This window comes from Clostridium sp. JN-1 (assembly GCF_003718715.1).
Lineage (GTDB): Bacteria > Bacillota > Clostridia > Clostridiales > Clostridiaceae > Clostridium_AV.
Genome location: NZ_CP033465.1, coordinates 1,992,833 through 2,017,130, shown reverse-complemented (window position 1 = coordinate 2,017,130; position 24,298 = coordinate 1,992,833). Strand labels below are relative to the sequence as shown.

General features: G+C 30.3%; 21 protein-coding genes. 18 read left to right on the top strand and 3 right to left on the bottom strand.

Annotated features, from left to right (window positions below; translation table 11 throughout):
* Window positions 1-51: 51 nt before the first annotated feature.
* The 14 genes from EBB51_RS09605 to EBB51_RS09540 all read left to right on the top strand — a co-directional run bounded on the left by EBB51_RS09605 (window position 52) and on the right by EBB51_RS09540 (window position 16,057).
* The gene (locus EBB51_RS09605) at window positions 52-426 is read left to right on the top strand and encodes a TIGR04086 family membrane protein (protein WP_123054270.1); all 375 of its coding nucleotides are present in this window, start codon (window positions 52-54) and stop codon (window positions 424-426) included.
* Between the two features lie 109 nt (window positions 427-535).
* Window positions 536-673, top strand: a complete 138-nt coding sequence (gene scfA / locus EBB51_RS09600; protein WP_123054269.1) for a six-cysteine ranthipeptide SCIFF — start codon at window positions 536-538, stop codon at window positions 671-673.
* A 150-nt stretch (window positions 674-823) separates the two neighbouring features.
* On the top strand, window positions 824-2,194 hold the full coding sequence (gene scfB / locus EBB51_RS09595; protein WP_123054268.1) for a thioether cross-link-forming SCIFF peptide maturase: 1,371 nt from the start codon (window positions 824-826) through the stop codon (window positions 2,192-2,194).
* 116 nt (window positions 2,195-2,310) lie between these two features.
* Window positions 2,311-3,579: a protein translocase subunit SecD gene (secD, locus tag EBB51_RS09590; RefSeq protein WP_123054267.1), complete on the top strand. Its 1,269-nt coding sequence runs from the start codon at window positions 2,311-2,313 to the stop codon at window positions 3,577-3,579.
* A gap of 1 nt (window position 3,580) precedes the next feature.
* Window positions 3,581-4,462 (top strand): protein translocase subunit SecF, encoded by an 882-nt coding sequence (gene secF, locus EBB51_RS09585; protein WP_123054266.1) that lies wholly within the window; start codon window positions 3,581-3,583, stop codon window positions 4,460-4,462.
* 285 nt (window positions 4,463-4,747) lie between these two features.
* Window positions 4,748-5,638: a DHH family phosphoesterase gene (locus tag EBB51_RS09580; protein WP_123054265.1), complete on the top strand. Its 891-nt coding sequence runs from the start codon at window positions 4,748-4,750 to the stop codon at window positions 5,636-5,638.
* A 79-nt stretch (window positions 5,639-5,717) separates the two neighbouring features.
* A complete protein-coding gene (locus EBB51_RS09575; protein WP_123054264.1) occupies window positions 5,718-6,236 on the top strand; it encodes an adenine phosphoribosyltransferase in 519 nt (172 codons plus the stop codon).
* Between the two features lie 106 nt (window positions 6,237-6,342).
* Window positions 6,343-8,517, top strand: coding sequence for a bifunctional (p)ppGpp synthetase/guanosine-3',5'-bis(diphosphate) 3'-pyrophosphohydrolase (locus EBB51_RS09570; protein ID WP_123054263.1), 2,175 nt, complete (start codon window positions 6,343-6,345; stop codon window positions 8,515-8,517).
* A 22-nt stretch (window positions 8,518-8,539) separates the two neighbouring features.
* A complete protein-coding gene (dtd, locus tag EBB51_RS09565; protein WP_123054262.1) occupies window positions 8,540-8,989 on the top strand; it encodes a D-aminoacyl-tRNA deacylase in 450 nt (149 codons plus the stop codon).
* A 29-nt stretch (window positions 8,990-9,018) separates the two neighbouring features.
* Window positions 9,019-9,609: an MBL fold metallo-hydrolase gene (locus tag EBB51_RS09560; RefSeq protein WP_123054261.1), complete on the top strand. Its 591-nt coding sequence runs from the start codon at window positions 9,019-9,021 to the stop codon at window positions 9,607-9,609.
* Window positions 9,610-9,668: 59 nt separating this feature from the next.
* A complete protein-coding gene (locus tag EBB51_RS09555) occupies window positions 9,669-11,132 on the top strand; it encodes a coproporphyrinogen III oxidase (protein WP_123054260.1) in 1,464 nt (487 codons plus the stop codon).
* Window positions 11,125-12,381 carry a histidine--tRNA ligase gene (gene hisS / locus EBB51_RS09550; protein WP_123054259.1) on the top strand — a complete coding sequence of 419 codons (1,257 nt, stop codon included), beginning with the start codon at window positions 11,125-11,127 and terminating at the stop codon, window positions 12,379-12,381. The genes EBB51_RS09555 and hisS overlap by 8 nt, the downstream gene beginning before the upstream one ends.
* Window positions 12,382-12,479: 98 nt before the next feature.
* Window positions 12,480-14,252, top strand: coding sequence for an aspartate--tRNA ligase (gene aspS / locus EBB51_RS09545; RefSeq protein WP_123054258.1), 1,773 nt, complete (start codon window positions 12,480-12,482; stop codon window positions 14,250-14,252).
* 428 nt (window positions 14,253-14,680) lie between these two features.
* Window positions 14,681-16,057, top strand: a complete 1,377-nt coding sequence (locus tag EBB51_RS09540) for an APC family permease (protein ID WP_123054257.1) — start codon at window positions 14,681-14,683, stop codon at window positions 16,055-16,057.
* Window positions 16,058-16,172: 115 nt separating this feature from the next.
* On the opposite strand, the gene EBB51_RS09535 is transcribed toward EBB51_RS09540, so the two are convergent.
* Window positions 16,173-16,844, bottom strand: a complete 672-nt coding sequence (locus EBB51_RS09535) for a DUF6483 family protein (protein WP_123054256.1) — start codon at window positions 16,842-16,844, stop codon at window positions 16,173-16,175.
* A 293-nt stretch (window positions 16,845-17,137) separates the two neighbouring features.
* Here EBB51_RS09535 and EBB51_RS09530 point away from each other — a divergent pair, with 293 nt between their 5' ends.
* Entirely contained in the window at window positions 17,138-19,441 is a 2,304-nt protein-coding gene (locus EBB51_RS09530; RefSeq protein WP_123054255.1) for an ATP-dependent Clp protease ATP-binding subunit, read from the top strand.
* Window positions 19,442-19,515: 74 nt separating this feature from the next.
* On the opposite strand, the gene EBB51_RS09525 is transcribed toward EBB51_RS09530, so the two are convergent.
* Window positions 19,516-20,061 carry an XRE family transcriptional regulator gene (locus EBB51_RS09525; RefSeq protein WP_123054254.1) on the bottom strand — a complete coding sequence of 182 codons (546 nt, stop codon included), beginning with the start codon at window positions 20,059-20,061 and terminating at the stop codon, window positions 19,516-19,518.
* A gap of 203 nt (window positions 20,062-20,264) precedes the next feature.
* Between EBB51_RS09525 and EBB51_RS09520 the strand changes: the two genes are divergently transcribed.
* The gene (locus tag EBB51_RS09520) at window positions 20,265-21,686 is read left to right on the top strand and encodes an amino acid permease (protein ID WP_123054253.1); all 1,422 of its coding nucleotides are present in this window, start codon (window positions 20,265-20,267) and stop codon (window positions 21,684-21,686) included.
* Between the two features lie 83 nt (window positions 21,687-21,769).
* Window positions 21,770-22,846 carry a Xaa-Pro peptidase family protein gene (locus EBB51_RS09515; protein WP_123054252.1) on the top strand — a complete coding sequence of 359 codons (1,077 nt, stop codon included), beginning with the start codon at window positions 21,770-21,772 and terminating at the stop codon, window positions 22,844-22,846.
* A 134-nt stretch (window positions 22,847-22,980) separates the two neighbouring features.
* Here EBB51_RS09515 and EBB51_RS13875 read toward each other — a convergent pair whose 3' ends face one another.
* Entirely contained in the window at window positions 22,981-23,397 is a 417-nt protein-coding gene (locus EBB51_RS13875; RefSeq protein WP_123054251.1) for a hypothetical protein, read from the bottom strand.
* 273 nt (window positions 23,398-23,670) lie between these two features.
* Here EBB51_RS13875 and EBB51_RS09505 point away from each other — a divergent pair, with 273 nt between their 5' ends.
* Window positions 23,671-23,991, top strand: a complete 321-nt coding sequence (locus EBB51_RS09505; protein WP_123054250.1) for a cupin domain-containing protein — start codon at window positions 23,671-23,673, stop codon at window positions 23,989-23,991.
* The last annotated feature ends 307 nt before the right edge of the window (window positions 23,992-24,298 follow it).

Below are 24,298 nucleotides of genomic sequence, written 5' to 3'. Positions count from 1 at the left end.
TCATAAAACACCTTCTTTCTACATAAGTACTATTAGATAGGAGGTGTTTTTGTGGAGAAGAATAATAGTACAAGTTATGTTCCAGCTGCTGAAGGTGTCCTAAGAGGATTTATAATGACTGTCATACTGCTGTTGATATTTGCAGTTATAATGACGTTTACTGAAGTTAGTGACAAAGTAAGTTCTATGTTTTATTTAGTTACTACTCTTTTAAGTATAATGTATGGTTCCATATATGCTGTAAAAAAGATAAAAAAAAGAGGATGGCTTATAGGTATTATGGTAGCTGTATTATACTTGTTAGTACTTTACATAGTTTCTATAATTTCTGGAAATTCTGCGGTATTGGGTATTGATAGGATTAAAAGGTTTGGACTAGCACTATTAGTTGGGATTCTTTCAGGAATGATTGGAGTAAATATATAAAATCATATAATGGTTTAAGGGACAGAGATTTAAAAGATTATTAACTTTATTTTATTTATTACTTATGATATAATCAAACAGGAAACCGTAAGGAAATGGAGGAATTTAAATGAAACATATAAAAACTATAAATAAAACAAATATAAAGGATAGTTTAAATAAGCCGGGATGCAAGGAATGTGCTAATTCTTGTCAATCAGCATGTAAAACTTCTTGTACAGTTGCTAATTTAGCTTGTGAAAATTAATATAAACTTGGGCAGTAACATTTTGTTACTGCTTTAAATTTAAACAAGCTTTTGTTCTCTATAAGTAATTGAGAACCAGTATATAGATATATTTTATTTTATAGTATATCTGTAATTACAATATATATAAAATTTTAGGAGGAAAAAAAGTTGGCAAATATTCATAAGTTTATTCAGAGTGGTGAGTTTTACGTAATAGATGTTAACTCTGGAGCCGTTCATGCAGTAGATGAATTAGTATATGACATTTTGGACGATGAAGGATTATTAAGTATATCAGAAGTTATAAAGAAGTTAGATGGTAAATATTCAAAAGAAATGATAGAAGAAGCATATTCAGAAATCAAATCATTAGTAGATGATGGAATGCTTTATTCAGAGGATTTATATGGAGATATAGCCGTAAATGAGACTAAGACACCTAGTTATATAAAAGCTTTATGTCTTAATATAGCTCATGATTGTAATTTAAGGTGTAAATACTGCTTTGCTGATGAAGGAGATTATAAAGGCTGCAGAAAACTCATGACACCTGAAATTGGTAAAAAAGCAATAGATTTTGTAATAGAAAAATCAGGCCCAAGGAAAAACATAGAAGTTGATTTATTTGGTGGAGAACCACTTATGGCATTTGATACTGTTAAGCAAGTTATTGAATATGCTAAAAAACAGGAAAAAATACATAATAAAAATATAAGATTTACAATGACTACAAATGCTACTTTGTTAAATGACGAAATAATGGATTACTTAGATAAGAATACGGGAAATATAGTGCTTAGTATAGATGGAAGAAAAGAAGTTAATGATAGAGTTAGAGTAAGAGTAGATGGAAGTGGATCTTTTGATGCCATACTGCCTAAGATAAAGAAAATGGTGTCTATAAGGGATAAATCAAAGCAATATTATGCTAGGGGAACTTTTACAAGACTTAATTTGGACTTTTTTGAAGATATAAAGTTTTTAGCAGATAGCGGTTTTGATGAAATATCTATAGAACCTGTTGTATTACCTAATGATAATCCACTTTCACTTAAGGAAGAAAATCTTCCTGTGATATTTGAGCAGTATGATAAATTATATGAAGAAATGATTAAACGTCATAAAGAGGGAAGAGATTTCAAGTTCTATCATTTTAATATAGACTTACAGGGAGGTCCTTGTGTTTATAAGAGAATATCCGGCTGCGGTGCTGGACATGAATATGTTGCTGTAACACCTGAAGGTGATATTTACCCATGTCATCAATTCGTTGGAAATCAGGATTTTAAGCTTGGAAGTTTATTAGATGATAATATTAAACTCAAAAATGATATAGTTTCTGAATTTAAATCTGCCAATATATACAGTAAACCTGAATGTAAAAAATGTTGGGCAAGGTTTTATTGCAGCGGAGGTTGTCAAGCAAACAATTATAATTTTAATGGGGACATGCACGTGCCTTACTCGTTAGGATGTAAAATGCAAAAAAAGAGGATAGAGTGTGCTATAGCTTTAAAGTCAAAATTTATGGAGGACTAAAGGCTAAATATTCTCCAATATTATTATGTATTGACGATATTTTTTTTAAGTAATATAATGACTGTTGTAAATATATGTAATAGTATAATATTAATTGTTTACGAAGGAGGATGAAGATGAAAAACAAAGCAAAAAGTAGTATATTGTTTGCTTTATGTATAGTTGTATTAGGATTTTTAGTTTATACAGGAAAATATGGATTTACATTTGCTGGCTACAGACTTAAGCCATTTAGTGAAGTTATAACTAAGGGTCTTGATCTTCAAGGTGGAGTTTCTGTACTTGAAGAAGTTCAATCTAAAAATGTTGATCAAACTACTATGGATAGAACTATAGAGCTTTTATCTATGAGGGTAAACAAACTAGGCGTAAATGAAACAGTAGTTACTAGAGAAGGAAAAAACAGGATAAGGATAGAAATTCCAGGTAAGTATGATTCTAAAGAAGTAGTGGATAGCATAGCTAAAACAGGAGATCTTAAATTTGTTGGACCTGATAATCAAGTTATACTTACTGGCAGCGATGTAAAAGATGCTAATGCATACATAGGGCAAGATGATCAACAGCCTAAAGTAGGTCTTGAATTAAACGAAAGTGGAACTAAAAAATTTGCAGATGCTACTCAAAAATTCATGGGTCAAAAAATAGCAATATATATGGACGATCAAATGCTTACAAATCCACAAGTTAGTGCGCATATAACTGATGGTAAGGCAGAAATTGCCGGAAGCAGCAGTATTGATGAAGCAAAAAGACAAGCTAACATAATTAAATCAGGTGCTCTGCCAGTTAAAGTTAAACCAGTTGAAGTAAAAACTGTAGGAGCCTCACTTGGTGCCAATGCACTTCCACTGAGTATATTAGCGGGTAAAATTGGTATAGGTATAGTTATGATATTTATGATCTTATACTATAGGGTTCCGGGTGTGATTGCAGATATTGCACTTACTTTATATATATATATAGTACTTTTAGCTTATGCAAATATACATGTTACTTTAACACTTGCAGGTATAGCAGGACTGCTTTTAACAATAGGTATGGCAGTAGATGCTAACGTACTTATATTTGAAAGGATGAAGGAAGAACTTAAAGGTGGAAGGTCTATAAAGTCATCAATTGACGCAGGATTCCACAGGGCAATGTCATCAGTACTTGATTCCAATATTACGACAATAATTGCAGGTGTAATACTATATGGACTTGGTTCAGGATCTGTAAAGGGATTTGCACTTACACTTATAGTTGGTACTGTACTCAGCATGTTTACAGCAATAACAGTTACAAGAACTTTAATAAAGTTAGCAGCAAATATTGGATTCTTCAATCATAAAGAGACTATAGGTACTTTTGGTGTTCATGATTTCAGAAAGGGGGTAAAGTAACATGCTTAAAATAATAGAAAAGACAAAAATTTGGTTTACAATATCCTCTATTATAATTCTCGTGGGCATTTTCACCATGGCTGCCAAAGGTTTAGAATATGGATTGGATTTTAAAGGTGGTACTGCAGTAGAAATAAATTTAGGAACTAATTTCAATAAACCTGATGTTGATAAAATAGTGAGTAAATATACAAAAGATTTTCAATCAAATAAGGTAAATGGAAGTTCAATAGAGATAAAAAGTGCAAATTTAACTAATGATGATGTGAGCAGCATAGTAAATGATGTAAAAAAAGAATATAAGAAAAGTTCCCTTACAAATCAAGAAAATATAGGAGCATCAATTGGTAAGGAGACTAAAGTAAAGGCAATTAAAGCTGTAATAATAGCAATGATAGCAATGCTGTTATACATAGGAATAAGATTTGAATTTAATTTTGGTATGGCCGCTATGTTATCACTTATACATGATGTATTAATAATGCTTTCAGTATATGCTGTTTTTAGAATACCTGTTGATTCTAGTTTTGTAGCGGCAATTTTAACTGTTGTAGGTTATTCCATAAATGATACAGTTGTTGTGTTTGATAGAATAAGAGAAAATCATAAGTATATGAGGGGTGCTGATCCAGCTAAACTTGCAAATGCAAGCTTAACTCAAACTATGGCAAGATCTATAAATACAGTAATAACGGTTTTAATAACTTTAACATCTGTTTTTATATTTGTTCCATCCATAAGAAACTTTTCAAAACCTTTATTAGTTGGAATTGTTTCAGGATGTTATTCCTCAATATTTATAGCAACTCCTTTTTGGGTAATATTTAAAAAACACTTTGGTAAAAAGTCTTCTAGGAGTGCAAAACTCAAACCAGCAAAATAATTCTTATTTAGCTACTAACTTCTTATGATAAATTTATCATAAGAAGTTAGTTTTTTTGTAATTATTGCCTATCAAGTTAAGAAAAAATTCCAAATGTGAGCTTAAATGAATAAATTCAACAATTTTAATATTTAAATATTGAATTCTATGTGATAAAATAAAAAATCTAGAGATATTTAGGTTTTTAATTTTACTATTGTAAATAATCTAGCCGCAGGGTATTTGTAAAACGCGGCAATATCATTTATAATATATATGCTTTCGATAAATTTGGAGGATTTTATTATGGAGATACAAAAAGCAAACATGCATAGTCATAAAGAAGAAATTGTACCTGATCCTTTTTTAATGAAAGGTATGGAAAAAGCTTTAGAGAGAATAGTTAAAGCTGTAAATGAAAGAGAAAAAATAGTTATATATGGCTGTTATGATGTTGATTCCATAACTGCTATTTCTTTGCTTATGCTTGTTTCAAAATATTTAAATGCAGATGTAGAATATTTTGTATCAAATAATATAGATGATAAATTTGATATTAATTCTTATGAAGTGAAAAATTACATAAAATTGTTGGGAACAAAATTGATTGTTACTGTAGGATGCGGAATGAATTCTATTTCACAAGTTGAGTTATGTAGAAGATTGGGAATAGATGTTATAATAACTGATTATCATAAATGTAAAGATACTTTGCCAGATACAGTCGTAGTAAATCCAAATCAAAAGGGATGTAATTATCCTTTTAAAGATTTAGCTGCAGTAGGGGTTGCATTTAAGTTATCACAAGCTATATCTATGTACTATCAGATGAGATACATAAGTAAGTATTTAGATTTAGTGACACTTGGTACAGTTTTTCATGGAGTAAATTTATACGGCGAAAATAGAATAATGGTTGAAGAAGGATTATCACATTTTAATTGTACTAATAATTATGGATTGAAGGCACTCTTAAAAGTCTATAATATAAATAGTATAGATCTTTTTAATATATATAATTTAGCTCAAAACATTATATCATCAATGAAATGTAAGAGAACTGTAGATAATGCAAGAATAGCTGTTGAACTATTTACAACATCTTCTATGGATAGAGCAGAGCAGATAGCTAAATATTTAAAAAATGAGACATTAGGCAGCGAAAATATGTTATATAAAAGTTTTTTAAAATATTGAATGTTTGTCAATAATTAATATATACTTATTAAGTGATGCTATTTAGTTTATATATTAAGTACATTGAGGGGGAAAACACATGGATATAAAAGAAAAAATAAGGGTGATAGAAGGATTTCCACACGAAGGGATAAGCTTTAAAGATGTAACTACGTTATTAAAAGATAAAGAAGCATTTAAATATACAGTTGATAAAATGGCTAGTTATTTAAAAGATAAGGATATAGATATTGTAATTGGACCAGAAGCTAGGGGGTTTTTATTTGGTGCTCCTATAGCTTACGCTATTGGGGCAGGATTCGTTCCTGTGAGGAAAAAGGGAAAATTACCTTGTGAAACTATAAGTGCAAGTTATAAATTAGAATATGGCAGTGATGAGTTAGAAATGCACAAGGATGCCATAAAGAAAGGTCAAAGAGTCGCAATAGTAGACGATTTACTTGCAACAGGAGGTACAATAAGTTCAGCAGCTAAGCTTGTAGAACAAGTTGGAGGAAATGTTGTAACAATAGATTTTGTAATTGAATTAACTGATTTAAAAGGGAAAGAAAAGTTGAAAAAATATGATGTTAAGTCTTTAGTACAATATAATTTGTAGTCCATTAATTTTAAAAATTGCAAGTTTCTACATGATATAATATAATATTATTAAAAAATAATGGCTGGTTTTGTTAACCAGCCATTGATTTTAAGGGAGTAGTAATATGCTGGATAAATTAATTGAAAAAATAGATAAGAATTGTAATAATGTTGATAAGAAAATGGTTAAAAAAGCTTATAATTTGGCATATGAAGCACATAAATTTCAAAAAAGAGAATCAGGTGAACCATATATAGTACATCCTGTAGAAGTTGCGTGCATATTAGCAGACATGGGGATGGATACTAGTACTATAACAGCAGGTTTGCTGCATGATGTTATAGAAGATACTAGTTATACCTATGAGGATATATCTAGAGAATTTAGTAAAGAGGTTGCTAACTTAGTAGATGGAGTAACTAAGCTTGGCAAAATACAGTATAAGACAAAAGAAGAAGAGCAAGCAGACAATGTTAGAAAGATGCTTTTAGCTATGGCAAAGGATATAAGAGTTATTTTAATAAAGCTTGCAGATAGGCTTCACAATATGAGGACATTAAAATATATGCCTGTTGAAAAGCAGAAAGAAAAATCAAAAGAAACATTTGATATTTATGCTCCACTAGCACATAGATTGGGTATGTCCAAAATTAAATGGGAATTGGAAGATCTGGCTTTTAGATATATAAATCCAAATGAATACTACTTCATAGTTAGAAAAATAGCTGAAAAAAGAGAAGAACGTGAAAAGTATATAGCTGAAATAATAGAACAGCTTAGACAAAATTTAGATAAATCAAATATAGGTGCTGATATAGATGGAAGACCTAAACACTTTTACAGTATATACAGAAAAATGGTAAATAAAAATAAAACCATCGATCAAATTTTTGATTTAACAGCAGTTAGAATATTAGTAGATAGTGTTAAGGATTGTTATGCAGCACTTGGAATAGTTCATACCATATATAAGCCCATACCGGGCAGATTTAAAGACTATATTGCAATGCCTAAGCCCAATATGTATCAATCACTTCATTCAACTGTAATAGGGCCGCAGGGCAAACCATTTGAGATACAGATAAGGACATTTGAAATGCACAGAACTGCTGAATATGGTATAGCAGCTCATTGGAAGTATAAAGAGGGAGTAACCACAGCAGAAGATATAGATAAAAAGTTAACATGGCTTAGAGAAATACTGGAATGGCAAACAGAAACTTCTGATGCAGAAGAATTTATGGAAGGCTTTAAAATAGACTTGTTTTCAGATGAGGTTTTTGTGTTCACGCCTAAAGGGAAAGTAATAAATTTACCATATGATGCAACTCCTATAGACTTTGCTTATAAGATTCATACTGATATAGGAAATAGATGTGTTGGAGCGAAAGTAAATGGAAAGATGGTTCCTTTAGATTACAATTTAAAGACTGGTGAAATAGTTGAAGTCCTTGCAGCTACTACTCCTAAAGGGCCAAGTATAGATTGGCTTAATATAGTTAAAAGCAATCAAGCTAAAAGCAAAATTAAAGCTTGGTTTAAAAAAGCTAAAAGGGAAGAGAATGTAAGTAAGGGTAAAGAACTTTTAGAAAAAGCAGCAAAAAAGCAGGGATATAACTTTGGGGAAATTGCCAAAGAAGAAGTTTTGAATGATATTTTAAAGAGATATAATATGAAATCCATTGAAGATTTGTATGCAGCAGTTGGAGTTGGTGCAGTAATTACATCTACTGTAGTATTTAAACTGAGAGATAGTTATGTTAAAAGTAAAAATTATGACATGAGTAATCTAGAAGTTATAGAAGAACATTTAAACAAAGGTACAAAACACGGCAGAGGTAAATCTAAATCACCTGCTGTAATAGTAAAGGGAGAAAGTAATTTACTTGTTAGGTTTGCTAAATGCTGTAATCCAGTTCCAGGTGATTCAATAATAGGTTATATAACAAAGGGAAGAGGAGTTTCAATCCACAGAAGTAATTGCAAAAATGTGCAATTTTTGATTAAAAAAGAAGAAAACAAAGTAGTTGATGTAAGGTGGGGATCACCTAAAGGTGCTGAGTATATTGCAGAGATAATGATTAAGTGTGAAGATAGAGACAGATTATTGGCGGAGTGTATGGAAATAATAAGTGATAGCAAGACGTATTTATATTCTATAAATACTCAGCCGCCCAGGAATTCAATAGTTATGATAAGTGTAAAACTTAAGATAATTAATACAGATGATTTAAAAGACGTAATGAAAAAAATAAAGAAGATGAAGGGCGTTATAGATGTTTACAGAACTAAAAATTAAATTCAAGAGAGGGGGAATTTAAATGCGTGCAGTAGTACAGAGAGTTAAACATTCAAAAGTTGAAATAGGTGGAAAAGTTGCTGGAGAAATAGAGAATGGTTTCAATGTTTTATTAGGTATATCTAAGGAGGATACTCTTAATGATATTACTTACTTAAGAGATAAAATAGTAAATTTAAGGGTATTTGAAGATGAAAATGGTAAGTTAAACAAATCAATTAAGGATGTTCAAGGAGAACTTTTAATAGTTTCACAATTTACGCTTTATGGAGACTGCAGACATGGAAGAAGACCAAGTTTTATAGAAGCCCTAGGTGGAGAAAAAGCAGAAAAGATGTATGATGAATTTGTAAGACAATGTAAAGAGTCAATACAAAAAGTTGAAACTGGAAAGTTCGGAGCAGATATGATGGTTACTATAGAAAATGATGGACCAGTTACAATATTGATTGATAGTAAAAAAACATTTTAAAATTCAAGGTGTAAGTGGGAGGAAAAGTTATGAATATAAAATCAATGCCTGTTGGAGTTTACTCAGCCAATTGTTATATAATAACGGATGATAAGACTAAAGAAACTGTGGTTATAGATCCAGGTGGAGATGGTGATGTTTTATCGAAGTATATTGTTGGCAATTTAAAATATATTTTGCTTACGCATGGTCATGCAGATCATACAGGAGGAGCTTTTTACATGAAGGAAAAGTTTGGCGCACCAATATATATGCATGAAAAAGACTATAAGATGATTGAAAATGGAGAATTTATGTATGGAGATATAATTGGAAAAGTTGACAAGTATATAGATGATGGTGATGAATTTAAGATAGGAGATACAACTATAAAGTGTATATATACTCCAGGACATACACCCGGGGGAGTTTCATTCTTAATGGATAATGTTGTTTTCACAGGAGATACCTTGTTTGCAGGGTCCATTGGAAGGACTGACTTTGGCGGTGGAGATTACAATAGTATAATAAAAAGTGTTAAAGAAAAATTAATAGTACTTCCAGATAAAACTATTGTTTATCCCGGCCACGGTCCTAAAAGCAGTATACAAAGTGAAAAAATGAATAATCCATTTTTATAAATTATATTTGGATTAAATAGCTTACGTGATTTGTTGAATTGGAGGATAAATTATAGATAATGAATTCATTAAAGACAATTGTAATAAAACTTAATAATATGGACTTTAGATATGATGTTTATCAATTGTTCAATATCTTTTATAATTTTTGCAATATAGAATTTTCAAGTGAAAATTGGAACTACAGTGTTGATGTATTAGAAGACACTGTAGTTATTTCTAATGGAACCAATTGTAAAAGTTTTGAATTTTATAAAGGACTTAAAATCAAACAAGTTGTTAAAAAGGCAGTTTTTGAATACCTTTCAGCTGAAAAGAAAAAAGAACTTCCGTGGGGAACATTAGTTGGAATAAGACCAAGTAAGATAGCCCTTGAGCTCTTAAAAGAAGGAAAAGATTATAATCATATAATAGACTATTTTAAATATCACTATGATACAAGGGAAGATAAAGCAAAATTGTGTATTGATATAGCTAAATTAGAAAGTAAATTTGTAAATAGGGATAAGAAAAGTATCAGTATTTATGTTGGAATGCCATTTTGTCCTAGCAGATGTTTATATTGTTCATTTGCATCAAATCCAATTGACAGATGTAAAAAGATTGTTCCTAAATATTTGGAATGTCTATGTAATGAATTAACTAAGACAGCTTCTTACATAAAAAAGATGAATTTAAATGTTGAGTGTATTTACTTTGGAGGAGGTACTCCAACTTCAATTAATGATGAACAATTTGAAAAAGTTATGCATCAAATATATAATAGTTTTGTATGCAAAAATCAAATAAAAGAATTTACAGTAGAATGTGGAAGACCAGATAGTATAACTTTAAGTAAATTGGAAAGTATGAAAAAATATAAGGTAGATAGAATAAGCATAAATCCACAAACCATGAATGATGAAACTTTGAATCTCATTGGCAGAAGACACAGTTCTAAGGATGTAATAGATAAATTTAATATGGCAAGGAACTGCGGCTTTAACAATATAAACATGGATATAATAGTTGGACTTCCAGGCGAAAACTTAAACAGCATAAAGAAAACTTGTGAATGTATAGAAAAACTTGATCCAGATAATCTTACTGTACACGGTTTGTCTGTAAAAAGAGGTTCAAGACTTCATGAAAATATGGTTAACAACGTAAGTTTTGCTGTTCCAGATCAACATGAATTAAACCTTATGTATGAAGAAACAATTAATTTATCTAAAAAGATTAATATGAATCCTTACTACATGTACAGGCAAAAGAATATGGTTGGCAATATGGAGAATGTAGGTTATGCCAAATGCGGTAAAGAAGGTTTATACAATATTCAAATGATTGAGGAAAGACAAACTATCATAGCTTGTGGTGCAGATGCTGTATCAAAAGTAGTCTTCTTAGATGAAAATAGGATAGAGCGTCATTTTAATGTCAAGGATGTAAGGGAATACATAAAAAGAGTTGATGAGATGATAGATAAAAAAGTTAAATTGTTAAATACATTATATAAAGAGGAGGAAATTAAATATGAGTAATATACAAGCTCCGAAAGGTACTAAAGATATACTGCCAGCAGAATCATATAAGTGGCAGTACTTAGAAAATAAGTTTAAAAAAATAGCATCATCATATGGGTGCAGGGAAATAAGAACACCTATATTTGAACATACAGAATTATTTCAAAGAGGTGTTGGGGAAACAACAGATGTAGTACAAAAAGAAATGTATACTTTTAATGATAGGGCAGGAAGAAGTATAACTCTTAAGCCAGAAGGTACTTCACCTGCAGTAAGGGCATTTGTAGAAAGCAGCCTTTATAATGAAGCACAGCCAACAAAACTTTTTTATTTTACACCTGTATTTAGATATGAAAATGTTCAAAAAGGGAGACTTAGAGAACATCATCAATTTGGAGTAGAAGTATTTGGATCTCAAGCAGCTTCTCTAGATGCAGAGATAATAAGCCTTGCTATGAGAGTTTATAAGGAACTTGGAGTAAAGGATATTAAGCTCAACATAAACAGCATAGGATGTCCAAAGTGCAGGAAGAAATATAATGATGCTTTAAAGAAGTTCTTATCTGACAATTATGATAAGCTGTGTGATACATGTAAGACTAGATTTGAGAAGAATCCTATGAGAATACTTGATTGTAAGGTATCAAGTTGTAAAAAAATAGTAAAGAATGCTCCTGTCATACTTGATTATATTTGTGATGAATGTAAGGCACACTTTGAGAATTTAAAAAAATCCCTTACAGCTATGGGTATAGGATACGAAGTAGATCCACTTATTGTAAGAGGACTTGATTATTATAGTAAAACTGTATTTGAAATAATACATAAAGGAATTACAATATGCGGCGGGGGAAGGTATGATTACCTTATAGAGGAAGTTGGCGGTCCATCTATGCCAGCTGTTGGATTTGGTATGGGAATAGAAAGAACAATACTTACTCTTGAGGAAAATGGAATAGAAATACCAAAAGAACCTTATATAGATTTGTACATTGGATCAATTGGCGTGGATGCCAAGATGGAAGTCTTGAAGATTATAAACAGACTGAGAGAAGAAGGCTTAAAGTGTGAATGTGATCACATGAATAGAAGCGTAAAAGCAGAGATGAAGTATGCCAATAAAATAGATGTAAGATTTACTTTAATAATTGGTGATAATGAACTTGAGTCGGGTACTGCCAAGTTAAAGAGAATGGAAGATGGAAAACAGTTTGAAATAAACATAAATGATTTGAGAGAAATAGCTAAGATAGTAAATGAAAACTAGTACATAATTTAGTGTATTATTCTAATTAAATTACTAATTGTTTTAGTTAGATTATATATAGATATAAGCAATTATTATATGAATTGGAGGAAATAAGAATGGGTGAATCATTAAGAGGACTCAAAAGGACCATAATGTGCGGTAAACTTAGGGAATCTAACGTAGATAGTAAAGTTACCGTAATGGGTTGGGTTCAGAGAAAAAGAAATTTAGGTGGTCTTATATTCATAGATTTAAGAGATAGAACAGGCATACTTCAAGTAGTATTTGGAGAAGAAATAGATAAAGATGCTTTTGAAAAGTCAGATGATGTAAGGTCAGAATACTGTATAGCTGTTACAGGAACTATTGTAAAGAGACAATCTCCAAATAAGGATCTTCCAACAGGTATGGTAGAATTAAGAGGAGAATACATAAAGATATTATCAGAATCTGAAACTCCACCAATATACATAAAAGAAGGATTAGATGCTGCAGAAAGTGTAAGACTTAAATATAGATATCTAGATTTGAGAAGACCAGATATGCAGAAGATATTTATGACAAGACATAAAACCACAAAAGTAATTAGAGATTTTATGGATGAAAATGGCTTTCTTGAAATGGAAACACCAGTACTTGGCAGAAGTACTCCAGAAGGTGCTAGAGATTATCTCGTACCAAGCAGAAATTTTCCAGGAAATTTTTATGCTCTGCCGCAGTCACCTCAATTATATAAACAGCTTTTAATGGTATCTGGATATGATAGATACTTTCAAATAGCAAAGTGCTTTAGAGATGAAGATTTAAGGGCAAACAGACAGCCTGAATTTACACAAGTTGATATGGAACTTTCATTTGTAGAAGAAGACGATGTTATAAACTTAAATGAAAAACTTATACAAAGAGTATTTAAGGAAATAGCTGGAGCAGACGTAAAACTTCCAATTGAGAGAATGACATATAAAACTGCTATGGAGAAATATGGAAGCGATAAACCTGATTTAAGGTTTGATATGGAAATAAATAACTTAACAGATGCTGTAAAAGATATAGATTTTAAAGTATTTCAAAATGCCATTGAAAACGGTGGATCAGTACGTGGAATAAAGGTTCCGGAATCTGCTAATATGGGAAGAAAGCAAATTGATAAGTTAGTTGATTTTGTAAAGACATATGGAGCAAAAGGACTTGTATGGATAGCTAATAGAGAAGATGGAGTAAAATCTTCAATAGCTAAATTCTTAACTGAAGAACAAACTAATGCAATATTAAATAAAATTGAAGCAAAAACTGGAGATTTAATTTTAATAGTGGCAGATAAAAATAGTGTAGTATTCCAAAGCTTAGGTGCATTACGACTTAATATGGCAAAAAAATTAGGAATACTAGAAAATAATAAAGAATTTAGATTTGTATGGATAACTGAATTTCCACTTCTTTCATACAATGAAGAAGAAGGTAGATTTGAAGCAGAACATCATCCATTTACTATGCCAATGGATGAAGATATAGAGTATCTTGATACAGATCCAGGACGAGTTAGAGCAAAAGCTTATGACATAGTTTTAAATGGTGAAGAACTTGGAGGAGGAAGTATTAGAATACATAATACAGCTCTTCAAGAAAAGATGTTTAAAGTTATAGGAATTAGTCAAGAAAAAGCTCAAGAAAAGTTTGGATACTTATTGGAAGCATTTAAATTTGGTCCTCCACCTCACGGCGGACTTGCATATGGACTTGATAGAATGGTCATGTTCCTTGCAAATACTGAAAATATAAAAGATGTAATTGCTTTCCCTAAGAATCAAAATGCTTTTTGCCCATTAACTAAGGCACCTAATACAGTAGATAAATCTCAATTAGATGAACTTGGCATAAATATAAAATAAATAGTATAAAAAGCTATAAAATTAGGCTAATAGTCTATATTTTATAGCTTTTTTTATTAAAATTGAATATGCATTTTATTAAACTTTAAAAATTGAAATTTAAAGAAATCTTCATTAGTTTATAATTAATCAGGATGTAGAACAATGTATTAATAAATAACGGTACCATATTAGAAGAAAAACTCTGAATTTTCAGTAAATTGCCAATTGCAAAAAAGAACAAGCTATAATATCATATTATGTATACATAATTTACATATAAGTAAAGTACAGTGTTATTGTAAACTAATTGTTACCTATTGTAAGACTGTAATTTAAGTATACTGGAGGTGTACATTATGCTTTAGCAAATATTAATTATGTTAACAAAATAGAAAGAAAAATATATAAAAAATATATAATTAAAGTCTTTAGAGGAGGTAAAAAATATGAGTGATGCTTTACAAGAGCGGAGACATATCCAGGTGGATAACTTAGGATATAAACAGGAATTAAAAAGGGTATTGACATTTAAGGACATTCTTATATTTGGTATAGTATTCATCAATCCTTTGGCACCATTTGCACTTTATGGAGTAATAAACAATAAAACTAATGGTCATATGGCGCTGGCGTATCTTATAGGAATGTTTGCTATGATATTTACTGCATATAGTTATGGTAAAATGGCTGGAGCATTTCCTGTAGCAGGGTCAAGTTATACCTATGTTGAAAGGGTTATAAATCCGCAGGTAGGATTTCTAACAGGATGGATGATGTTCTTAGACTATGTATTATTACCACTTCAGATAAATATAGTTGCTGCTATTTATGCCCACACATTAATACCTGCTATTCCTAATTGGCTTTGGGTTATTATATTTTCAGCGTTTATAGCCACAGTTAATTATCTAGGAGTTCAAGTAACTGCTAAAGTAGATACAATTATAGCAATTTTTAGTTTTGCATGTCTTATTACTTTTGTGGGTGCCGCAGTACATGCTGTAATTGGTGGAGTAGGAACGGGTACTTTATTTTATGCAAAGGCAATATACAATCCCAGCACAGCAGCACCCGGCTGCATAATTTCAGGTGTAGGCACAGCTGCATTATCATTTTTAGGATTTGATGCTGTAACAACTTTAGCTGAAGAATCTGTAAACCCTTCCAAAGATATAGGAAGAGCTGCTATATTAACTTGTTTAATAGGTGGAGCAATATTTATATTACAAGCTTATGTAGGAGCATTAGTATGGCCTAATTATACTACTTATCCTAATGTGGATTCAGCTTTTATTTACATTATAGAAAAAGTTGGAGGAAATGCACTTGTTGTATTTTGCTCAACAGCATTTATAGTAGCATTAGTAGCTGGAGGAGTAGCTGCACAGGCAGGAGCCGTAAGATTACTTTATGGTATGGGAAGAGATAATGTTATACCTGAAAAAGTATTTGCTCATCTCAGCCCTAAATATAAAACACCAACCTTTAATATTATAATAATGAGTGCTGTAAGTATAGTAGGAGCTTGGATTTTAAGTTTGGAAACAGCTTCAGACTTAGTATGCTTTGGAGCCTTTATAGGATTCATGTTTGTAAACTTATGTGTATTAGTTCATTTCTATATTAGAAAAAGAGAGAGAACGGGTATGAAGTTCATATGGAATCTAGTATTCCCTGTATTAGGTTTCTTGATTTGTTTCTATATATGGATAAATATGTCCAAAATTTCAAAAATAGTAGGATTTAGCTGGATGGCTATTGGTATAGTCTACAGCATAATGAAAACAAATTCATATAAAGGTAAACTTCGCAGTGTTAAGTAGAAAATAAGTTAAAAAAATAAGCTTATTTATAAATTTCACGATTCGTGTAAACGTGGATTTATAAATAAGCTATTTAACATGTGTCATATAATTTTACGATTTAATATTAACTAATTTAAGAATTAGCAGGCAGTTTGTTTTTTAAAAACTTTACAGATTCATTTATTTCTTCACGGGGAAGATTGTTTTCACTTAAATCTTTATCATCTTTAAGGAGAAGTGACTCATAAAATTTTATACCTGATTTTATGGAATCAATGCTAAAATCATCGTATTCAATTATCTCAAACATGATGTCTTCAGCTTTATCATATTTATGTACATCGGTATAATAGTCAATTAATTTGTATTGAATATATGAAGGAATCTTATATTCTTGTACTTTTTCCACAATTAAATCTATGTCTGAAAAGTGTTCTTTTAAATTAGAATCAGTATTATTATTTATGTATGCTTCTAAAAATAAGTTTAGAGATTTGAGTAATATACAAAAAGATTCATCGCCTTTTTTTTGAATTTCAAATATATAAGCTTCTTCTTCCAAAAGTTTTGCCATCATTATACACTTATCAGAGTTAACACTTCCTCCAGATTTTATCATATCTATAAGATTTTCATCTGAAAATGAATTGAAAAATTTTAAACTCAACCTAAATATTTCCTTAAAAGTATCATCTATTAATACTAGAGCCTTATCGAAATTACCTTCCCTTTTGTATTTTAATATTTTTGTGATGTATTCATTAAATTTTGCAACTAATTCTAATGTCATATTACGTTTTAACATACTAACTACCTCCATTAATATATGTAAATACATTATACCAAAAACATATCTATATTTAAATTTTAAGTAAATTATTTATGAACTATACTATTTTGTGCAAAATAGGAATATACATTTATATAGTTATATATTATACTGATACTATAGCTGATAAATTTTAGGATAAATTTATCAGTATAAAATGAATGCTGGCATTATTAATGCTGAAGAACAAAGTAATTTAATATTAATATGAAAGAAATATGATATAATCATCATAATAATATTATATACTAGTTATGGAGATGATTGAAATGCAATTATGTTCTATTTGCCATAAAAATCCAGCTACGGTTTTTACATTGAAAGTAGAAAATGGGAAATTTGAAACTATAGGATTGTGTGCAGAGTGTGCTAAAAGTGTTGGCTTACCTGCTATAAATCAATTAATGGAGCAAAATGGAATAAAACAAGAAGATATAGAAAATTTTTCGAATCAAATAAATAATATGATTGGTGAAATAGACATAGATAAATTTGCAAATAGCGATATGTTTATGAACTTATTTAATTCTATTGCACCTGCCAAAAATGTAGAAAACAAAGAAAATGATTCTGATATTAATAAAAGGTCTAATGATGAAAATAGTGAAGAAAAAGATAATCATAATTCTGGCAGTGTTAAAACTAAAAAGAAGTGGTTTTCAAAGAAAAGAAGTAACTTAGACAAATATGGAACAAACTTGACGGAAAAGGCTAGAGAGAAGAAAATAGACAATATAATTGGACGGAATAAAGAAATCGATAGGATTATACAGATTTTAAATAGAAGAACTAAAAATAATCCGGTATTAATAGGAGAGCCTGGAGTAGGAAAAACAGCTATAGCAGAAGGACTTGCTTTGAAAATTGCAAATAAAGAAGTGCCTGTAAAATTATTGGATATGGAAGTATATCTTTTGGATCTAACTGCAGTTGTAGCAGGAACTCAATTTAGAGGGCAGTTTGAAGGCAGAATGAAATCAATTGTGGAAGAAGTAAAGGAAAGTGGAAATATTATTATAGTAATTGATGAAATTCACAATATAATAGGAGCAGGAGAAGCCCAAGGAGGTGCTTTAAATGCTGCTAACATTTTGAAACCGTCGCTTGCTAGGGGTGAAATACAAGTAATTGGAACAACTACAATAGATGAATATAGAAAGTATATAGAAAAGGATTCTGCTTTAGAGAGAAGATTTCAACCTATTTTAGTTGAAGAGCCAACGATTGAAGAAACTATAGAGATATTAAATGGTATAAAAAAATATTATGAGGATTACCACAAAGTAAAGATATCTAATGAAGTTATTGAAGCAGCAGTAAATTTGTCACAAAGGTATATTTCTGATAGGTATTTACCTGATAAGGCAATAGATGTAATTGATGAAGCTGCTTCACGAGCAAATTTAAATAATAAATGTCTTTTGAATTTGGAAAACTTAAAAAGAGAACTTACAAGTATACAAGATGAAATACAGGATGCTGCAAATAATGCTGAGTATCAAAAGGCTGCAGAATTAAAGACTAAGGAGTGCAAGCTTCAGACACAAGTTAATGAACTTAAGGATGCCAGCTCAAATGTAGAATTAACCCTTGATGATATTGCTTTTGTAATTGAATCATGGACAAAAATTCCTGTTCATAAAGTGAGAGAAAAGGAATCGCAAAAATTATTGAATCTTGAAAATATCCTGCATAAAAGAGTTATAGGACAAAATGAAGCAGTTACAAACTTATCTAGGGCCATAAGAAGAAACAGGCTTGGATTCAAGAAAAAGGGAAAACCTGTATCATTTATATTTGTAGGACCAACAGGTGTTGGTAAAACTGAACTTGTGAAAGTACTTTCAAGTGAATTGTTTGGAAATGAAGAATCATTAATTCGTATTGATATGTCAGAATATATGGAAAAGCATACTGTATCAAAATTAATTGGAGCGCCTCCAGGATATGTAGGATATGATGAAGGAGGACAGCTTACTGAGAAAGTTAGAAGAAAACCATATTCTGTTATATTACTTGATGAAATTGAAAAAGCTCATCCAGATGTATTTAATATGCTTTTGCAAATTCTTGAAGATGGAAGGCTTACAGATGGTCAGGGAAGAACAGTTTACTTTGATAATACTATTATCATAATGACATCAAATGCAGGAACAGATTTTAAAGGTAATAGAATAGGTTTTGGAGAAGAAAGTTATGATAGCTTGGAAAATCATGCAAAAGATGCATTGAAACAAACTTTCAAACCTGAATTTTTGAATAGAATAGATGAAATTATAGTATTTAAACCTCTAACTAGAGAAGAAGTATACAAAATTATGGATTTAATGATTGAAGAAGTAAAAGAAGAAGTATCTGAGAAAAATATCAATATAACGGTAACAGATAAAGTTAAAGATTTCATATTAAATATTGGATACGATGATAGGTATGGTGCAAGGCCGCTTAGAAGAGCTATTCAAAGGTATATTGAAGATAAAATTTCAGAAGATTATCTTCAAGGAAAATTTTCAGATGGATCAAATATAAAAGTAGATTTAGTAGATGAAAAAATATCAATAATAAATGAATAAGAAAAGATAAGATGTACCCTGTAAGATAGATACAGAAAAGACGCTGTTCTATCCTGCAGGGTACATATTGTTTTTTAAAAAATAATAGGAGTAACTACAGAAAGTAAGCTCGCAGGTTCTTCAAGTGGATTAAGCCACGAATGTAAAATAGTCGAAGGATATTGAATGGAATCTCCAGCTTCCAAAATATACTCTTTTTCATCTAAAGTTACAATTAAAGCACCTTTAAGTACATATACAAACTCTTCCCCAGGATGACTAAATGTACTTCCATGCATTTGTTCAGGAGGTATTACTATTAACATTGATTCAAGTTTCCTTGATGGAAAATCTCCACTTATTCTTGAAAATTCAGAGTTTGAACCTTCTATTTTAAATACCTTAGCTTCTGATGACTTAACTAAAAAGTTATTGACTTCCGGCGGGTTAAAAAAATAATTCATTGGAACGTTTAATGCATCTGCAATTTTTTTCAATGATGTAATGGCAAGTGAAGAAGAACCATTTTCTATTTGAGACAAAAAACTTATCGAAAGATCTGTTTTTTCACTTAAATCCTTTAAAGTAAGATTATTTTTTTTCCTTAAATTACGAATTTTTTTGGCTATTTCACTAATCATTATTTTCCTCCTTGTTAAAAAATACGAAATTAATTAAAGGTTTCAGTATATGTATAATAATTATTGTATGAGTAAAAAAAATATATACATATTTCAGAAAATATGATAATATTGTAATTAATGTATAGGTATTATACAAATATTATACGAATTAATCATTTAAATTACAATTCTTAAGGTAATAATTAAATAGGAGGGAAAAAATGAAAAATAAAATTGGATTATGGGACTTAGTATTTATGAATGTATCAGCACTTTTTGGAATAAGGTGGATTTCTAAGTCAACAGCATCTAGCTTTGGACTTGGATTGGGTGCTATTCCAATGTGGATACTTTTTACATTTATTTTCTTTGTTCCAGCGGCTCTAATATGCGCAGAACTTGCTGCAACATATCCAAGAGACGGCGGACTCTATGAGTGGGTAAAAGAAGCTTATGGTGATAAACAAGGATTTATGGTTTCTTGGTTAAATTGGACAGCAAAAATATTTTGGTATACTTCATTTTTGACATTTTTAATTGTAAATATATCATATGCTATAGGAGTACCTGCACTTGCAAGCAGCAAAATATTTGTAATGGTATCATCATTAATAGTATTTTGGGTACTATCAGTAATAAGTACAAAAGGCATGGCTTTTGCTAAGATTTTTACGAGTGTTGGAGCATTAGGATCAACTGTCCCAGCAATATTGCTTATAATAATGGCATTTGTATCTGTCTATGTATTTGGACATGAGCCGGCATCAGCATACACAATTCAAACATTAACTCCAAAATTAAATGCAAGTTCATTTGCTGCGATTTCATCTGTAATGTTTGCACTTGCTGGAGCTGAAACAACTGCTAATTTTGTAACTGAAATAGATAACCCTAAGAAAAATTTCCCAAAGTCAATAATAATAGCAGCAGTTATGGTTGCAGGACTTTATGTTTTAGGCTCAATTGCAATAACGCTTATATTACCTACAGATAAAATAACTGCTTCTCAAGGTATATTAGTTGCACTTTCAAAAGTTGCTAGTGATCTTGGAATAGGAACATGGTTTATAAGGCTTGTAGCATTGGGAATATCACTTTCAATTTTCGGAGCTATAATACTTTATATTGCTTCACCTATAAAAATGCTTTTTGGAAGTGTAAATAAGGGGATATTTTCAGAATCCTTTACAAAACTTAATGAGCATAATATACCAACTAGAGCTGTTTATCTTCAAGCTGTAATAGTAACTGTAATATTAGTTGCAACCGCTTTACTTCCATCAGTTGATGCTATATACAATGTGTTAGTTACAATGACAGCTCTTACAGCATTATTCCCTTATGTACTATTGTTTTCATCATATATTAAGCTTAGAAAATCAAGACCAAATGAAAATAGACCTTATGAAATTTCAAAGAAAAATAAAACAGCAATTAGAATTTCATATATGGTACTAACAGTTGTAATAATTGGTATAGTTTTATCAGCTGCACCTGTTATGGATACTTTAAAGGGAAATATAATATATGAAGTAGAGATGATTGGTGGAGGACTAATTGTAATATTTAGTGGAATAGCTATTTGGAATAACTTTGTCAAAAGAACTGGATTCAAGGAAAACAATGCAGATAAAGCTATTTAATAGTATCAAGTATTATATAGATTATTTAACTTTCTACAAATTGTAGAAAATCAAATATAATTATTATGAGGAGGGGATTTATAATGATACAAGAAAGACTTAAAAAAGTTTTAAAACTTATGGAAAGTGAAAAAATACCGCAGATGATAGTTTCTGATCCATGCTCAATATTTTATTTAACTGGAAGATGGATTTTGCCAGGAGAGAGGATGCTTGCACTTTATATAACATTGAATGGAAATAATAAGTTATTTATAAATGAGTTATTTCCTATAAATGAAGATTTAGGTGTGGAGAAGGTAGTGTATAATGATATACAAAATCCTGTTGAAATTTTAGCAAAATATGTTGAAAAAGATAAACCAATGGGTGTAGATAAAAATTGGCCAGCTCGCTTTTTACTTCAGTTAATGGAATTAAAAGGCGGAAGTACTTTTATAAATGCTTCTGGAATTATAGATAAAGTGAGAGCTTGTAAAGATGAAACAGAAAAACAATTGATGAGGAATGCATCTAAACTTGACGATATTGCAGTAGGCAAAATGATAAACCTTGTTCCAAAAAAATACTCAGAGAAGAAAATGGGTAAAATACTTTCTGATATATGGGAAGAATTAGGAGCAGAAGGACATTCGTTTGATCCAATTGTAGGCTATGGTGCTAATGCGGCTGATCCACATCATGTAATGGATGGCTCAACTGTTAAAGAAGGAGACAGTGTAGTCATTGATATAGGATGTAAAAAGGATTCATATTGTTCAGATATTACTAGAACTGTTTTCTACAAGCATGTTTCAGACCACAGCAAAGAAGTATATAATATAGTTCTTGAAGCCAATAAGAGGGGAATAGAAAAGGTCAAAGCTGGGGTTAGATTTTGCGATATAGATGCTGCAGCTAGAGATTACATTACAGAAAAGGGATATGGAAAATACTTCACTCATAGACTTGGACATTCGATAGGAATAGAAGATCACGATTTTGGAGATGTTTCTTCAGTTAATACTGATATAGTTAGACCAGGTCAAATTTTTTCAATTGAGCCGGGAATTTATCTTCCAGGTGATGTTGGAGTACGTATAGAGGATTTAGTAATTGCAACTGAAGATGGATGTGAAATATTGAACCACTATCCAAAAGATATAACAGTGGTTGAATAATAAAACATACTTACAGAAAAAGGGACTGCTGCACTAAGAGCAATTTATACAATATGTTGTATTGATTTTTGACTTACAAAACAACATATTGTATGTAAATTGCTTAAGTGCAGCAGTCCCTTTATACTAATTATCTATCTACATTGGAAGAAAGGACAAAAATAAGGAGGGTAAGGTCTTCTGCGTCTTCTTCTGCGTCTTCTGCGCCTTCTATGTTTTCCACTTCTGTAAGCATCATCATCATCGCTGCTGTTGTAGTAATCATAAGGGTCATCTGCGTTATCATCATCATAGTAGTCATAGTCATCATAGTCGTCATAATCATCATCATCGTCACTATAGCTATCTTGATTTGTCATCATAGGACATTTCATAGATGGGGAATGCATCATTTCATAGTAATTCATAAATGCTGGCTGGGTCATAGGACATGAGTTCATACGCTGTTCAGACTTGGATTCATCATCATGATTGTTTTGATCATGATTAGAATGGCGGTCTTCATCAGTGACATTTTCAGAGTCTTCTGTTTTGTTTCTGTAAGGATACATAAAAAACCTCCATAAGAACAATTTATACTAATATGATATGAAAAGATTTTTAAATGTGTTACAAAATACTAATGCAAATCACAATTTTAAAATTAAATAGTTTAAATTTACCTTTGCAATCTGCAGTTAAAATTTAATGATAAGTTAGACTATTGTTAATATTTTATATTAATCTTATAAATTTATTATAAAAATGTACATATAATTTTAAAAAATTGGTATAATTAAATAAAATGCTATATAAATACAATTATGCTCGGGAGGTATAGCTAAATGATAATAAAAAATAATAATGCTAAACTTAAAAATATAGATGATGGGATTTCAAAAAAGGTAATTTCCCATGGAGGAAATTTAATGGGAGTAGAATTCCACTTTTTAAAGGGGGCAGTTGAAGTTATTCACTCCCATAAAAATGAACAAATAAGCTATATATTGAAAGGTAGTTTTGAGCTCGAACTTGAAGGAAAAAAAGAAATATTGAGAACGGGTGACAGTTATTATGTTAAACCAAATGCTAGTCATGGAATTTTAGCGTTAGAAGATTCAATTATATTGAATGTATTTACTCCTCAAATGGAAGGTTTTTATTAAATTAAAGATAATTATATTACGATTCATATTTATTGAAAATTAGAATAATTATAAGGCATATCTAATAAAAATTCATTTTAGTAGATATGCTTTATATATTTGTTCAAATTATATTTGTAATATTTTGTATTTTATGGTTGATTAATGTAATCATCATCCATAAATATTGAAAAAATGAATAATTTGAACTGTATTTTATCGGTAAAATATAAAATTGTTGCAAGAATATAAAAAATATGATATTATTAAATTATTAATTCTGAATATTTGGAACAGTATCATAAAACTTTTTACTGCAATAATCAAT

Coding starts and splice junctions, on each gene's coding strand:
- EBB51_RS09535 (WP_123054256.1), bottom strand. CDS start 16,844: ATGTTAAAACGTAATATGACATTAGAATTAGTTGCAAAATTTAATGAA.
- EBB51_RS09540 (WP_123054257.1), top strand. CDS start 14,681: ATGAGTGATGCTTTACAAGAGCGGAGACATATCCAGGTGGATAACTTA.
- EBB51_RS09575 (WP_123054264.1), top strand. CDS start 5,718: ATGGATATAAAAGAAAAAATAAGGGTGATAGAAGGATTTCCACACGAA.
- secF (WP_123054266.1), top strand. CDS start 3,581: ATGCTTAAAATAATAGAAAAGACAAAAATTTGGTTTACAATATCCTCT.
- hisS (WP_123054259.1), top strand. CDS start 11,125: ATGAGTAATATACAAGCTCCGAAAGGTACTAAAGATATACTGCCAGCA.
- dtd (WP_123054262.1), top strand. CDS start 8,540: ATGCGTGCAGTAGTACAGAGAGTTAAACATTCAAAAGTTGAAATAGGT.
- EBB51_RS09520 (WP_123054253.1), top strand. CDS start 20,265: ATGAAAAATAAAATTGGATTATGGGACTTAGTATTTATGAATGTATCA.
- aspS (WP_123054258.1), top strand. CDS start 12,480: ATGGGTGAATCATTAAGAGGACTCAAAAGGACCATAATGTGCGGTAAA.
- EBB51_RS09570 (WP_123054263.1), top strand. CDS start 6,343: ATGCTGGATAAATTAATTGAAAAAATAGATAAGAATTGTAATAATGTT.
- scfA (WP_123054269.1), top strand. CDS start 536: ATGAAACATATAAAAACTATAAATAAAACAAATATAAAGGATAGTTTA.
- EBB51_RS09560 (WP_123054261.1), top strand. CDS start 9,019: ATGAATATAAAATCAATGCCTGTTGGAGTTTACTCAGCCAATTGTTAT.
- EBB51_RS09555 (WP_123054260.1), top strand. CDS start 9,669: ATGAATTCATTAAAGACAATTGTAATAAAACTTAATAATATGGACTTT.
- EBB51_RS09505 (WP_123054250.1), top strand. CDS start 23,671: ATGATAATAAAAAATAATAATGCTAAACTTAAAAATATAGATGATGGG.
- EBB51_RS09530 (WP_123054255.1), top strand. CDS start 17,138: ATGCAATTATGTTCTATTTGCCATAAAAATCCAGCTACGGTTTTTACA.
- EBB51_RS09515 (WP_123054252.1), top strand. CDS start 21,770: ATGATACAAGAAAGACTTAAAAAAGTTTTAAAACTTATGGAAAGTGAA.
- secD (WP_123054267.1), top strand. CDS start 2,311: ATGAAAAACAAAGCAAAAAGTAGTATATTGTTTGCTTTATGTATAGTT.
- EBB51_RS09525 (WP_123054254.1), bottom strand. CDS start 20,061: ATGATTAGTGAAATAGCCAAAAAAATTCGTAATTTAAGGAAAAAAAAT.
- EBB51_RS13875 (WP_123054251.1), bottom strand. CDS start 23,397: ATGTATCCTTACAGAAACAAAACAGAAGACTCTGAAAATGTCACTGAT.
- EBB51_RS09580 (WP_123054265.1), top strand. CDS start 4,748: ATGGAGATACAAAAAGCAAACATGCATAGTCATAAAGAAGAAATTGTA.